11 protein-coding genes are annotated in these 12555 nt (G+C 66.4%); 10 read left to right on the forward strand and 1 reads right to left on the reverse strand.

The features are described from left to right. Positions 1-11 precede the first annotated feature (11 nt). Both BDI24065_RS18215 and BDI24065_RS18220 read left to right on the forward strand, forming a co-directional pair. Positions 12-986 (forward strand): NAD(P)H-dependent flavin oxidoreductase, encoded by a 975-nt coding sequence (locus BDI24065_RS18215; RefSeq protein ID WP_175032455.1) that lies wholly within the window; start codon positions 12-14, stop codon positions 984-986. 579 nt (positions 987-1565) lie between these two features. Continuing rightward, the gene (locus tag BDI24065_RS18220) at positions 1566-3614 is read left to right on the forward strand and encodes a sensor histidine kinase (RefSeq protein WP_175032456.1); all 2049 of its coding nucleotides are present in this window, start codon (positions 1566-1568) and stop codon (positions 3612-3614) included. On the opposite strand, the gene BDI24065_RS18225 is transcribed toward BDI24065_RS18220, so the two are convergent. Then, positions 3581-4240 (reverse strand): response regulator transcription factor, encoded by a 660-nt coding sequence (locus BDI24065_RS18225; RefSeq protein WP_175032457.1) that lies wholly within the window; start codon positions 4238-4240, stop codon positions 3581-3583. The genes BDI24065_RS18220 and BDI24065_RS18225 overlap by 34 nt on opposite strands. A gap of 638 nt (positions 4241-4878) precedes the next feature. Here BDI24065_RS18225 and BDI24065_RS18230 point away from each other — a divergent pair. The 8 genes from BDI24065_RS18230 to BDI24065_RS18265 all read left to right on the forward strand — a co-directional run bounded on the left by BDI24065_RS18230 (position 4879) and on the right by BDI24065_RS18265 (position 12552). Then, on the forward strand, positions 4879-5913 hold the full coding sequence (locus BDI24065_RS18230; protein ID WP_175032458.1) for an amino acid ABC transporter substrate-binding protein: 1035 nt from the start codon (positions 4879-4881) through the stop codon (positions 5911-5913). A gap of 17 nt (positions 5914-5930) precedes the next feature. After that, entirely contained in the window at positions 5931-7271 is a 1341-nt protein-coding gene (locus BDI24065_RS18235; protein WP_175032459.1) for an SLC13 family permease, read from the forward strand. A gap of 118 nt (positions 7272-7389) precedes the next feature. Then, positions 7390-9021: a sensor histidine kinase gene (locus tag BDI24065_RS18240; RefSeq protein WP_175032460.1), complete on the forward strand. Its 1632-nt coding sequence runs from the start codon at positions 7390-7392 to the stop codon at positions 9019-9021. Then, on the forward strand, positions 9018-9650 hold the full coding sequence (locus tag BDI24065_RS18245; RefSeq protein ID WP_175032483.1) for a response regulator transcription factor: 633 nt from the start codon (positions 9018-9020) through the stop codon (positions 9648-9650). Before BDI24065_RS18240 ends, BDI24065_RS18245 begins: the two co-directional genes overlap by 4 nt. A 120-nt stretch (positions 9651-9770) precedes the next feature. After that, the gene (locus BDI24065_RS18250; RefSeq protein WP_175032461.1) at positions 9771-10157 is read left to right on the forward strand and encodes a response regulator transcription factor; all 387 of its coding nucleotides are present in this window, start codon (positions 9771-9773) and stop codon (positions 10155-10157) included. A gap of 101 nt (positions 10158-10258) precedes the next feature. Beyond that, positions 10259-10876 (forward strand): YSC84-related protein, encoded by a 618-nt coding sequence (locus tag BDI24065_RS18255; RefSeq protein WP_254609791.1) that lies wholly within the window; start codon positions 10259-10261, stop codon positions 10874-10876. 87 nt (positions 10877-10963) lie between these two features. After that, positions 10964-11374 carry a hypothetical protein gene (locus BDI24065_RS18260; RefSeq protein WP_175032462.1) on the forward strand — a complete coding sequence of 137 codons (411 nt, stop codon included), beginning with the start codon at positions 10964-10966 and terminating at the stop codon, positions 11372-11374. Then, complete coding sequence (locus tag BDI24065_RS18265; RefSeq protein WP_175032463.1) at positions 11371-12552, forward strand: efflux RND transporter periplasmic adaptor subunit; 1182 nt, start codon at positions 11371-11373, stop codon at positions 12550-12552. The genes BDI24065_RS18260 and BDI24065_RS18265 overlap by 4 nt, the downstream gene beginning before the upstream one ends. Positions 12553-12555 lie beyond the last annotated feature (3 nt).

Raw genomic sequence — 12555 nt, forward strand, 5'->3', positions numbered from 1 at the left:
CCGAAAACATCATGAAAACCAGGATCACCGAACTCTTCGGCATCGACTATCCGATCATCCAGGGCGGCATGCACCACGTCGGGTACGCGGAGCTGGCGGCTGCCGTCTCCAACGCCGGCGGCCTCGGCATCATTACCGGCCTGACGCAGCGATCGCCGGCGGATCTGGCTGCCGAAATCCGGCGGTGCCGCGAGATGACCGACAAGCCGTTCGGCGTGAACCTCACCTTCCTGCCGACCGTCACGTCCCCCGACTACCCCGGCTATATCCGGGCCATCGTCGAAGGCGGGGTCAGGATCGTCGAAACGGCCGGCAACAACCCGCAGCCATACCTGGCCGCGCTCAAGGACGCGCAGGTCAAGGTGATCCACAAGTGCACGTCGGTTCGTCATGCGCTGAAGGCCGAGTCCATTGGCTGCGATGCGGTCAGCGTCGATGGATTCGAATGCGGCGGCCATCCGGGCGAGGACGACATTCCGAACTTCATCCTGCTGCCGCGGGCGGCCGACGAGCTCAAGATCCCGTTCGTGGCCTCCGGCGGCATGGCGGATGGCCGGTCGCTGGTTGCGGCACTTTCGCTGGGCGCGGATGGCATCAACATGGGCACGCGCTTCATTGCCACCCGCGAGGCGCCGGTGCACGAGAACGTGAAGCAGGCGCTGGTCGCGGCCACCGAACTGGACACGCGTCTGGTGATGCGCCCGTTGCGCAATACCGAGCGCGTGCTGCGCAATGCCGCGGTCGACCGCATCCTCGAAAAGGAAAGCAGGCTCGGCGCGAGCATCCGGTTCGACGATATCGTCGAAGAGGTCGCCGGCGTGTATCCGCGCATCATGAAGGAGGGGGCGCTCGACGCGGGCGCATGGTCGTGCGGCCTGGTCGTCGGGTTGATCCGCGATATCCCGACCGTGAAGGAACTCGTCGATCGCATCGTGAGCGAGGCGACGGAGATCATTCGCAGTCGGTTGGCACGTGTCGTTGTTTGATCTGATTGTCGAGCCGAGGTCCGCCGGCCTTCGCTGAAGAATCTCCGGCGGTCGGTTCGCGCGAGAGCCGGGTTCGCCGAAGAGCGGCGACGAAGCGCAGCGCAAGTCGGGCATCGCGGCGCTTCCGGCCCCGCCCGGCCCCATTGGGCCAGGCGAGGCTGGAGAAGGACGAACCATTGCCCGCCGTCTTCACGCGCGACACCGCCGAAGCCCGCCAAACCCTGCCGACCTCCGTCGACGGCGACGGCATTGCTGTCCAACGAGCGCCTCGTGCCTGGTTTTTTATAAATGCTCGTCAGAATGCCGCCGCCAGCCCGGCCGTATCGTTGTTGTCGGCGTCGATGCGCCGTCGTCGTGCGGGGTGCAGGCAAGGGTGGCGCCGCTGGTCAAGGGCGTCGGGCATCCGCTGTCGGTGAACTGCGCCCGCGCGTCCTTGATTGGCGTGCATCTTAAATGAGCGTACGCAGCGAAAGCTGACAAGTTCTGACATCCCGGACGCGGGCGGCATCGGGGCACCGGCGGGCGTCGCGTGTTCGGTTATAGTGTCGCCCGATCGCAGACACTCGTACGAATCGCGTGATGTTCCGGCTCATCTTCCTCATCTTGATTACCTGGGCCTCGGGGGCCTTCGCGTCAACGCCGATTGCGCTGCCGGACGGAGGGCAGGTCAGCATCCGGAACGGCTGGGATCTGTTACGCGATCCGGGCAACACGCTCACCGTCGAGCGCATGTCGCAGCCCGAGATCGCACGCGCGTTCGTCGGCCAGACGTCGGAACCCGCGCTCGGCTATGTCGACGGCACGGCGTGGCTGCGCCTGACCGTGACCCGCCCGGCGAGCGCACCGCCGATGTGGCTGCTGGAATTACGGTCGTCGCTGCTGAATGACGTCACGCTGTACGTACCGCAGCCGGGCGGCGGGTACCGGCGCCACGTCGCAGGTGATCGCAAGCCGGTGGAGCAGCGCGACATCGCGTACCGCAACCCCGTATTTCGCCTGGATCTTCCGGCGGGCCAACCGGTCACGCTCTATCTCCGCATCCGCAGCACCAGCACCATGAGTTTCTCGATGGTGCTTTGGTCGCCCGACGCGTTCATCTCCGCCACGAGCAAGGAATCCTTGCTGTTCGGCCTGCTGGACGCCGCGCATCTCGTGCTGCTCGTGTCGAGCCTGTGGCTTTTCCGGGTGACGCGCGATGCGTCGTTCGGGCTTTACGGGCTGAGCGTCGTCGTGAACCTGCTCACCGCGCTCGGCGCCGAAGGCTACATCTATCAATACCTGCTGCCGGACTTTCCGGTCGCGAGCAACGCGGTCTACCTGCTCAGCTGGCTGCTCGGCACGCCCGCCGGCACGCTGTTCACGGCGCACTACCTCGGCCTGTTCAACGGGCGCTGGCGGCGTCCGACGATCGCTTTCTCCGCACTGACGATCGTCGTCGCGCTGGCTGCCGCGCCCCTGATGCTGGTGGTCAATGTCTGGTGGGTGCGCCCGCTCTATCTGTTCTGGCAGATCGCGGTCATCCTCGTCACGATGGGCGTGGCGCTCTGGCTGACTGCGCGCGGACACCGGCATGCACGCGTGGTCGTGCTCGTGCTGCTGCTGTTGCTCGGCGGCAGTGCGTTACGTGTCGCACGCAACGTCGGCTGGATCCCGCCGGGCCTGCTCGCCGACAACGCCGGATATCTGGGGATGCTCGCGTTCATGCTGATCATGAATTCGGCGATCAGCTCGCGCTACAACGCGATGCGCAATGCGATGGAAGCGGCACAGGCCGACGCGTTGCGCGTCGCCCGCCAGGCCGAGCGCGACCTGGAAGCAAAGGTCGCGCTGCGCACTCAGGCGCTTCGGGAGGCGATGGAACAAGTGGAAGCGTCGCTGGCGATGGAAAAGCGGGCACAGGACGAGCAGCGCCAGCTTCTGGCAACCGTGTCGCACGAGCTGCGGACGCCGCTGGCAGTCATCGACGCCACCGCGCAAAACCTCGACCTCGACGACTCCCGCGCCGATCCGCTGACCTCGTCGCGCTACCAGAAGATCCTGCGCGCGACGCAGCGTTTGACGGTGCTGATCAATGACTCGCTGCACGAGGACGGGTTCGAGCTGCTGCGACGCGGAACCCGCATCGGCGACACCCGGCTGGCGGCGCTGCTCGACGATGCGGCCGCTGCCGCCGGAGCGCTGTCCGACGGCCACCGCCTCGAGATCGACGCGAAAGACCTGCCGGACACCTTCGCGTGTGACGCGAGCCTGACGCGCCTCGTGCTGCGCACGCTCGCCGACAACGCCGTCAAATACACGCCCGGCGGCACCCGGATCGTATTGCGCGGCCGGCGTGTACCGGGCGGCGTGGCGCTGGAAGTAGAGGACGACGGCGCCGGCATTGCGCCGGCCGACCTGCCGTACGTGTTCGACCGTTTCTATCGCGGCCGCAACGTGGGCCGCAAGCCGGGAACGGGCCTCGGTCTCCCGCTGGCGCGTCGAATGGTCGAGATGCAGGGCGGTACGTTGAACCTGGTCAGTGAGGCGGGGCACGGCTGCCGGGCGACGGTCTTTTTGCCCGCTGACCCTAACGCGGACAGGGCGGCCGTTGCCGGTCAGGCGAGCATCAGCGGCGCGGCGAACGAGTAGCCGGTGCGATGGACGGTCTTCAACGGTAGTTCCGAACCCGCCTCGCTTCGCCAGCGCTGCCGCAGACGGCTGACCATCGTCTCCAGCCTGCGCTCGTCGTAGTCGACCCAGTTGAAGCCGAAATCCTCGGCGATCTGCCGCCGGCTGACTGCCTTGGATGGATGCCGTGCGAGGAGGGCGAGCAGGGCGATCTCGCTTGCCGACAGATCGAGCCGGCCACCGGCCGGCGCGGTCAGCACGCGTGCCTGGCAGTCGAGCCGCCAGTCGTTTGCCACCCGGCGGCCGAGCGCCTGCAGAATCGCGTCGAGTTCGAGCAGTTTCACCGGCTTGACGAGATAGTGATCGGCGCCGCCAATCAGGCCGTCGATCTTGTCCTGCGTGTCCCCGCGCGCGGTCAGCATGACGATGCCGCAGTCGCGATGGCGAGCCCTGAGCCACGCGGCCGCATCGAAGCCGCTTCCGTCCGGCAGCATCACGTCGATGATCGCGAATGCGAGCCCCGACGCCCGTTCCTGGAACTCCGCGACCGTGCCGGCCTGATCGACCGTCCAGCCGCGTTTTTCCAGGAATGCGGCGATTTCCTCGCGCAACTCGACCTCGTCGTCGAGCAACAGCACCTTGTGCATCTGTGGAGCCCTTCCTTGTGCTTGCTCCGATCGGCGGCCATGCCGCGCTGGATAGCGCGATGCACCCGTCATCGGCCCTGCATGGGCTTGCACTTCGCAAGCGCGGGGATTTTAGCCGACCGAGGCCGCGGCGACGGTGTCCGCCGGCAAAAAGTCGATGGCCGGCCCGAAATCAGCGTAGCGATCGCGAATATGCCGTGATCGTACGGCCGGCAAGCTGGATACGTGTCACCGGATGGGACCAAGGGCCTATTGTCAATTGGCGACGGGGGATTCGATACTATCTTTGCGAGGGAATCCAACCGTCGATCCCCGGCCGGCCGCGCGTGGTAGACCCGGTGCCGGACCCATGCGCCATCGCGCCGGACCACCGGCCGACGTCATCCCGTGACACGAACATCGTCCACCTGAACTCACCGGAAACCCTGGCCGACGCATCCCTTGTCCTGTCTGCCGGTCGCCGGATCATGGCCGGTGCGTCAGACCTACACCATCCCGGCACCGGTTGTCGGCGGCCTGGTCGTCGCGCCGCTCCGGCCGCCATCGCTCCGACCTGCGTGGCGTCGTCGGCGCCGTGGACGCTTTGACAGGGGCCCGGCCAGGTTGCCCGACAGCCGACTTGAAGAACGAGGAGAACCATGACGCGCGTGGATCGATTGCTCGGACGGATCGTCGCGACCTGCGCACTCGTGATCGCCGTGCTTCCCGGCGCGCATGCGGCGGAGGGTGCCACGCTTGCGCAAGCAAGCGCGCGCGGCGTGCTGCGCTGTGGCGTCAGCGAAGGTATCGCGGGGTTTTCCGTGCGCGACGCCGCCGGCAGGTGGTCCGGGATCGATGTCGATTTCTGCCGTGCAGTCGCGGCCGCGGCACTGGGCAGTCCGGACAAGGTCGCCTTCGTGCCGCTGCGCGCGTCGGAGCGCTTCCCGGCACTGCGCGAAGGCGCGATCGATCTGCTGGCCCGCAACACGACCTGGACGCTGCTGCGCGAGGGCGCGCTCGGTGTGCAATTCGCGGGCGTGCTCTTCTATGACGGCCAGGCGTTGATGGTGAGGGCGCACGGCGCGCCGCGGACGACAGCCGACCTCAAGGATGCGCTCGTGTGCGTGAAGAAAGAGACGACGAGCCAGGATCATCTGGCGGCGTATTCCGCGGCGCATGGCCTGAACCTGCGGCCGGTCGTCGTCGCATCGACAGGCGAAGCGAGCACGGCCTTGTTCTCCGGACGGTGCCGCGCGTGGACGAGCGATGCGTCGCAGCTCGGCGCCGCGCGCCTGACCGCGCCCGGCGGCCCGCAATCCTGGCTGATCATGCCGGAACGCATTTCGCAGGAGCCGCTCGGGCCCGTCGTACGCGACGACGACCCGAAGTGGTTCGTGCTCGTGCGCTGGGTGCTGATCGCACTGGTGCGCGCCGAGCAGCTTGGCGTCACGCGGGCAAACGTGGCGCAGCGCTCGCATGAAGCCGACGTGCAGGCCGCGCTGCTCGCCGACGACGAAGTCAACCGCAACCTCGGCGTCACGTCGGGGTGGATGCTGCGCGCCGTGCAGGCCGTCGGCAACTACGGCGAAATGTTCGACCGCAATCTGGGGCAGCACAGCCCGCTCGGACTCGAGCGCGGGCTCAACGCGCTCGAGTCCGGTGGCGGCCTGATGGCCGCGCCACCGGTGCGATAGGTGAAGGGAGCCGACGCATGAGTGAAGCACAGATCGTCATCGCGCTGGCCGTCTTTGCAGCGGTCATTCTCGCCATCGCGTTCAATCTGATCGACATGGCGGTCGCCGCGCTGGTGGGAACGTGCCTGCTCGTCGCGCTCGGCATCCTGACCGCGCAGGACATCGCCGTCGCGTTCGGCAGTTCGAACGGACCGCTGAGCCTGTTGTTCGGCGGCATGGTCGTCGCTCGCATCCTCGGCACAACGGGCGTGTTCGATCTGCTCGGCGACTACTACCTGCACGCGACGGGCGGGAGCGGGCGGCGCTTCCTGCTGCTCCTGATCGCGATCGTCGCGCCCCTGTGCGCCGTCCTGCCGAATGCGACCACGGTCGTACTGCTCGCGCCTGTCATCATTCGTGTCGCGAAGGCGCTCGACGTGGACATCGCCGAGCCGATGATCCTGACCGCGATCGTCAGCAATTCCGCCGGCCTGCTGACGCTCGTCGGTGATCCGGCGACCTACCTCGTCGGCAGCTCGATCGGCATGACGTTTGCGTCGTATCTGCGTCACGTGAGCCTCGGCGGCGTGATGGCGCTGGCGATCATCGTGCCGCTGTTGCCCCGGCTGATGCCGGGCGTGTGGCGCATGCAACGTGCGTTGCCGCCGCGCGAAGCGGCAACGCGCGTTGCACGGCCGATCTATGCGGGCATCACGCTCGCCGTGCTGGCCGCGATGGTGGTGCTGTTCATCTTCGGCGAGCATCTGCCGGCGCCGATCGTTCCGCCGGCCGCTGCGCTGATCGCCAGCGCGCTGGCGCTGCTCGTCGGGTTCGCGGCGCGCGTCGAGCCCACCGACAACGTGTTACGCGATGTCGACTGGAGGACGCTGGTCTTTCTGGCGAGCATCTTCTGTCTCGTTCAGGCGACGGTCAAGACGGGCATGCTTCAGATGCTGGCGTTGCGGCTGTATGACCTGTTCGGCACGCAGTTGACGCTCGTCGCACTGACGGTGATCGCGGGGATCGGCTTCCTGTCCAGCCTGCTCGCCAATGTGCCGGTGGCAGCGGCGTCCGTCGTGATGATCAAGGGCTATCTGGTGGCGGCCGAGATCGTGCCCGAGAGTGCGCTGTCCGCGCACTTCACGCAATGGCCGTCCGCGACGATTCCGGTGTTCATCGCGATGATGTTTGGCGCGACGCTCGGCGGCAACGCGACGCTGATCGGTGCGTCCGCAAACATCGTCGCGGCCGGTGCGTGCGCTCGCAACGGCACGCCGGTGACGTTCGCGCGGTTCCTGCGCTTCGGGTTGCCCGTCACGCTTTGTCAACTCACGGCATCTGCGCTTTACGTGATGGCGGTATCGCGACTGATGCATTAGCAGGAATCCTGTCGAAGCGATTACATAGACAAAATCCGCGCATCCTGCGCGTGCCAACGGCAAATTATTCCCGTTGTCCTGGCATGCAATGCACGCGTATACCTAGAATTGATTCCGGGTGAGCCGTGAATCGCGGCCCCCGACGCCGATGTCCAGGCGGTCTGTCGCGCGAGACCAAACAATCAATACGTCGATCGGGATTCGGGCACGCCGGGGCCATCAAGGCTGCCCGTTTGTCGCATCGATCACGCGCTCAGCCATCGCCGTTGCGCACCGTGGAACGCTCGACAGGTGCCGGATTTTCCGCGCGTCGTCACGGAGAAAAATGGCCATGTCTCTGTCCTCGCTGCGTACCGACCTCGTTCCGGCGCATAGGTTGCCGCCATTCTTTTGGCGATTACTTAACTGGCGCCGTCCAGACCCCTCGGCAAACGGCGCGGTAGCCGATTCGGCGATCCAGGTGTCGCCTGTATCCAGTGAGCGCGACACGATCGACACGCCGCCGCGTGCCGTGCCACACCGGAAATGGGGCAGCGGCAAGATGCTGTCGGCGTCCGGTCGGCGCATCGCACCGACGCTGTTTCGCGCGACCCGCGCGGCGGGATACATTCCGTGGTTCGGCAAACGCCTCAGACCTGGGGGCGGCAGCCGGGACGCGGCGGCTTCCGTGCGCGATGCGCTGGAACTCGTGCCGGTCGCCATTGTCGGCTTCGACGTGCAGGCAGGGATCGGTTTTGCGAATGCTCAGGCGAGGGCGATGTTTGGCTACCGCGCCGACGAGTTGATCGGCAGGTCGGAGCACGACCTGTTTCCCGGATTGTTTTCGGATACGGCGCCCGAAGCGCGAGCGCCTGTCATGTCGCATGCGCAGTCGGTGGGGCAGACCACGCAAACGGTCGTCGCGAAGCGCCGCGACGGCGGCGTATTTCCGGCGGAGGTCACGACGAGCACGAGCCGTGTCGACGGCATGCCGACGCGGCTCGCGGTGATCGTGGATTGCAGCGAGCGGGTCGAGCTTAACCGCAACCGACGCGAGCTTGCGCACCTCACGCGCATCTCGGCACTGGGCGAACTGGCGGGATCGCTCGCGCACGAACTGAACCAGCCGCTCACCGCGATCCTGAGCAACGCTCAGGCCGCGCAGCGCTTCATGGACGCAGACCCGATCAACCTGTCGGAGATTCGCGAAACCCTGGAGGACATCGTGGCGGACAACTGTCGCGCCGGGGAAATCATCCGCAAGATGCGTGCGCTCGTCAGCAAGGGCGATGTGGACCTGCAACCACTCGACCTCGGCGGCATCGTCAGCGATGTCGTGCTGCTCGTGCACAGCGATGCAGTGCTGCGCGGTGTGCGGACGACGTTCGACGTCGACGGCGACCTGCCGGCCGTGCGCGGCGACAAGGTGCAGTTGCAGCAGGTCGTGCTCAATCTCCTGCTCAATGCGTTCGATGCAGTGCAGGGCGGATTCGCGTCGGATCGGGTCGTCGCGGTGCGCGTGTGGGCCGAGCCGGACGCGACGGTGCGCATGGGGGTGCGGGATCGGGGGCACGGTCTGACGATCGATCAGATCGACCGGATCTTCAAGCCGTTCTATACATCGAAGCCGCACGGGCTGGGGCTTGGCCTGTCGATCAGCCGCACGATCGTCACCGCGCACGGCGGCCGTCTCTGGGCGGAAAACAATGCGGACCGCGGTGCGTCGTTCTACGTTGCATTGCCGTCGGAGGGCGCGTGTCGCGAACCATGAACGCTTCCGGAATCGTATTCGTCGTGGATGACGACCCGTCGGTTTGCCGCGCGCTGACACGGCTTGCGCGTTCGGTCGGTTATCGTGCCGAGTCATTCCAGTCGGCGCGCGCGCTCCTGACCGGCGCGGATCTGACCAGTTGCCCCGAGTGCCTGTTGCTGGACCTTGAACTGCCTGACGTGAGCGGGCTCGAACTGCAGCGTGTACTGAGCGCGGTGCTGCCGATCGTCTTCGTCACGGGGCACGGCGACATCGGCAAGACGGTGGACGCGATGAGGGCCGGTGCCACCGACTTCCTGCCGAAGCCGGTCGACGAGGCGGTGCTTCTCGACGCGATTGCGCGTGCGCTCGGACGGTCGATGCAGATGGGGGCGTACCGCAGGGAGATCGAGACCATTCAGGCGCGGGTGGGCCGCCTGACGCCACGCGAGCGGGAAGTCATGGCGCTGGTGGTAAGCGGACGGCTGAACAAGCAGGTCGCGGACGATCTCGGTATCGCCGAGAAGACGATCAAGATCCACCGCGCACGCGTGATGGAAAAAATGGAGGCGGCGTCGCTCGCCGACCTCGTGCGACTCGCCGACAAGGTCGGCATCGGCGCAATGCAGAACGCCCGCGCGCTTCGCTGAGGGAACGTGCGGCGCACGGTCGGTGGACCAAAGTCCTATACCGGTTTCGCCCCGCGGCTGATAGCCTCAATCTGCGGGATCGCTGCGACCCAGTCATTTGTCGAATCCGGAAAGATCACAATGGGTAACGTCAAGCCATTCGTTGCGGTGGTCGACGACGATGAATCGGTGGGTCGGGCGATCAAGCGCCTGCTGCGTTCCGTCGGCATCGGCTCGGACACCTTCTCGAGCGGCGACGATTTTCTCGACGCACTGGCGGCCATGCCCGCCTACCGCCCGGCCTGCGTGATCCTCGACATCCAGATGCCTGGCCTCAACGGCCTTGAAGTACAGCGGCGCCTGGTCGGGAGCGGCATGCCCGTCATCCTGATCACCGCCTACGACGACGTCGCCGTGCGCGAGCATGGGCTCGCATCCGGCGCAGCCGGATATCTGCGCAAGCCGTTCAACGACGCACTGCTGATCAAGACCGTACAGACGGCGCTGGGCATCCCGTCGTCGCTCTGAATTCCCGCCCGCGCGGTGACGCGACATGGGACCAAAGTCCGATTGTCTTCGGCAGGTACGCCAACCACACTGAAATGCGACAACGCGCGAATTGTCGGCGCATGCGTCGCACACGCTCGCTCGACGGCTGGAAATCAACGGGAGTACGCATCATGTTCGATTGTGTTCGCAAGCTGGCAATAGTCTCCCTGTTCGCCGTGACGGCCGCCTGCTCGACCGGGCAATCGCCATCCGGTTCGTCGTCGGAGGATGCCGTGCTCGACCAGGACGTGCAGGCCGCACTGGCGAACCTCTATGCCGGCACGCCGCAGGCCAAGGACGTCGCGCAAAAGGCGAAGGGCATCCTGGTATTTCCGACCGTGGTCCGGGCAGGGTTCATTGCCGGAGCGTCGCACGGCACCGGCGAGTTGATCGAGGGAGGCAAGGTCACCGGTTACTACGCAACCACCTCGGTGACCTACGGTCTACAGGCCGGCGTGCAGACCTACGGCTACGTGATGATGTTCATGTCGGACAAGGCGCTCGACAACCTGAAGACGAGCGCTGGATTCGAGGTCGGCATGGCACCGACAGTGGTGATCGGGGATGCGGGCGCCGCGAAGAACCTGACGACGGCGACGCTTCAATCCGACATTTACGCGTTCATCTTCGATCAGAAAGGGCTGATGGCCGGGATCGGCCTCAGGGGATCGAAGATTACCCGCCTCAATCGGCGATGACGGCATGTCATGGGTCGTGAGGCCGCGATCCACGCGCGCACGACGACTGGCAGGTCGACGGAAGATCGGACGGAAGCGAGGCCGGACATGGCATCCGGACGACAGCGAGGGAAAGGGACGTGGCAAGGCACGCATGCGAGCGTCGTGCGCATCCGGCGGTTCACGCGCGTCGTGGCCGGCGTCGTCGCCTTGACGATCGTCGGTGCGTCATTCGCCCGGCAGCAGCCGATCGACTACCCCGCGAAGGACCGGAGCGCCCGGAAGCAGCAGACCGATACGGCGGAATGCCAGGGGTGGGCGAAGCAGACCACGGGCATCGACCCGGTGGCCCTCGCGCAGCGCAGCGCGTATGCGCCCGCTCCGCCGCCGCAGGGCGGCATGCTCCGAGGGGCCGCGGGCGGTGCCGCAGCGGGTGCCGCGACGCTCGTGAATCGCGACGATGCCGTCGTGGTATTCGGTAGCTGCATGGCGAAGTGGCGCTCGGGGATCAACTCATGAAGCCCGTATCCGTTCTCAGTTCGATGCCGCTGATCGTGGCTCTCGCGTTGTGCGCGGGATGCAAGAAGCCGGCGGGCGTCCCGGCGCTCGGCGCGCCTCAGGTGACGGTCGTCGCGGTCGCGCCGCGCGACACGCCGGTCGATTTCGAATTCACTGCGCAGACGCAGAGCTCGCACGAAGTCGAGATTCGCGCACGCGTGGACGGCTTTCTGGACAAGCGTACCTATGTGGAAGGCCAGATGGTGAAGACTGGCGAGACGCTGTTCCTGATGGACCACAAGCCGTTCGAGGCCGCGCTCCAGACGGCGAAGGGCCAGTTGGCGCAGCAGCAGGCGCGGCTCAACGTCGCGAAGGAAAATCTGGCCAGGGTCAGGCCGCTCGCTGCACAGAACGCATTGAGCAAGAAGGATCTCGACGACGCGGTGGGCAACGCACAGCAGGCGGAAGCCGCGGTGATCGCCGCGCAGGGGCAGGTGCAGAGCGCGCAGCTCAATCTCGGCTACACGACGATCAAGTCGCCGATCACCGGGCTGTCGAGCTTCGCGCGGCAGCAGGACGGCAGCTACGTGACGGCCACGGGCAGCGGGCTGCTGACCTATGTGTATCAGCTCGACCCGATGTGGGTGAACTTCAGCATCTCGGAAAACGAATTGCTGAAGTACCGCGACGAAATCACGCGCGGACGGCTGCGTTTTCCGCCGAACGACGAGTTCGTCGTGACGCTCGTGCTCGCGGACGGTTCCGAGTTTCCGGAGCGCGGGCGGATCAATTTCGCTAACCCCGCGTTCAGCACCGAGACAGGCACGTTCCTCGTGCGCGCGGTATTCGACAACCCGAAAGGCACGTTGCGGCCCGGACAGTTCGTACGCGCGCGCGTGTCAGGCGCGATGCGACCGGCGGCGGTGCTCGTGCCGCAACGCGCGGTGCTGCAGGGGGCGCGGAGCCATTTTGTCTGGGTCGTCGACAACGAATCGAAGGCGCACCAGCGCGTCGTCGAAGTCGGCGAATGGCATGGCGACGACTGGTTCATCACCGACGGGCTCAAGGCCGGCGAGCGCGTCGTCGTCGACGGAGCGATCCGTGTCGCACCCGACACGCCGCTGAAGATCGTGTCGGCGCCGGCGCCGGCCGCGCAGGCGACTTCGTCGAACGGGTCGGGCGGCACGGCGACGCCATGACGG

It is taken from the genome of Burkholderia lata (genome assembly GCF_902499025.1).
In the GTDB taxonomy this organism is placed as follows: Bacteria; Pseudomonadota; Gammaproteobacteria; order Burkholderiales; family Burkholderiaceae; genus Burkholderia; species Burkholderia lata_C.

Bases quoted from the DNA above. Each gene is read 5' to 3' on its own strand.
- BDI24065_RS18220 (WP_175032456.1), top strand. From the start codon at position 1,566: ATGTTCCGGCTCATCTTCCTCATCTTGATTACCTGGGCCTCGGGGGCC.
- BDI24065_RS18235 (WP_175032459.1), top strand. From the start codon at position 5,931: ATGAGTGAAGCACAGATCGTCATCGCGCTGGCCGTCTTTGCAGCGGTC.
- BDI24065_RS18215 (WP_175032455.1), top strand. From the start codon at position 12: ATGAAAACCAGGATCACCGAACTCTTCGGCATCGACTATCCGATCATC.
- BDI24065_RS18265 (WP_175032463.1), top strand. From the start codon at position 11,371: ATGAAGCCCGTATCCGTTCTCAGTTCGATGCCGCTGATCGTGGCTCTC.
- BDI24065_RS18260 (WP_175032462.1), top strand. From the start codon at position 10,964: ATGGCATCCGGACGACAGCGAGGGAAAGGGACGTGGCAAGGCACGCAT.
- BDI24065_RS18245 (WP_175032483.1), top strand. From the start codon at position 9,018: ATGAACGCTTCCGGAATCGTATTCGTCGTGGATGACGACCCGTCGGTT.
- BDI24065_RS18255 (WP_254609791.1), top strand. From the start codon at position 10,259: ATGCGTCGCACACGCTCGCTCGACGGCTGGAAATCAACGGGAGTACGC.
- BDI24065_RS18225 (WP_175032457.1), bottom strand. From the start codon at position 4,240: ATGCACAAGGTGCTGTTGCTCGACGACGAGGTCGAGTTGCGCGAGGAA.
- BDI24065_RS18250 (WP_175032461.1), top strand. From the start codon at position 9,771: ATGGGTAACGTCAAGCCATTCGTTGCGGTGGTCGACGACGATGAATCG.
- BDI24065_RS18230 (WP_175032458.1), top strand. From the start codon at position 4,879: ATGACGCGCGTGGATCGATTGCTCGGACGGATCGTCGCGACCTGCGCA.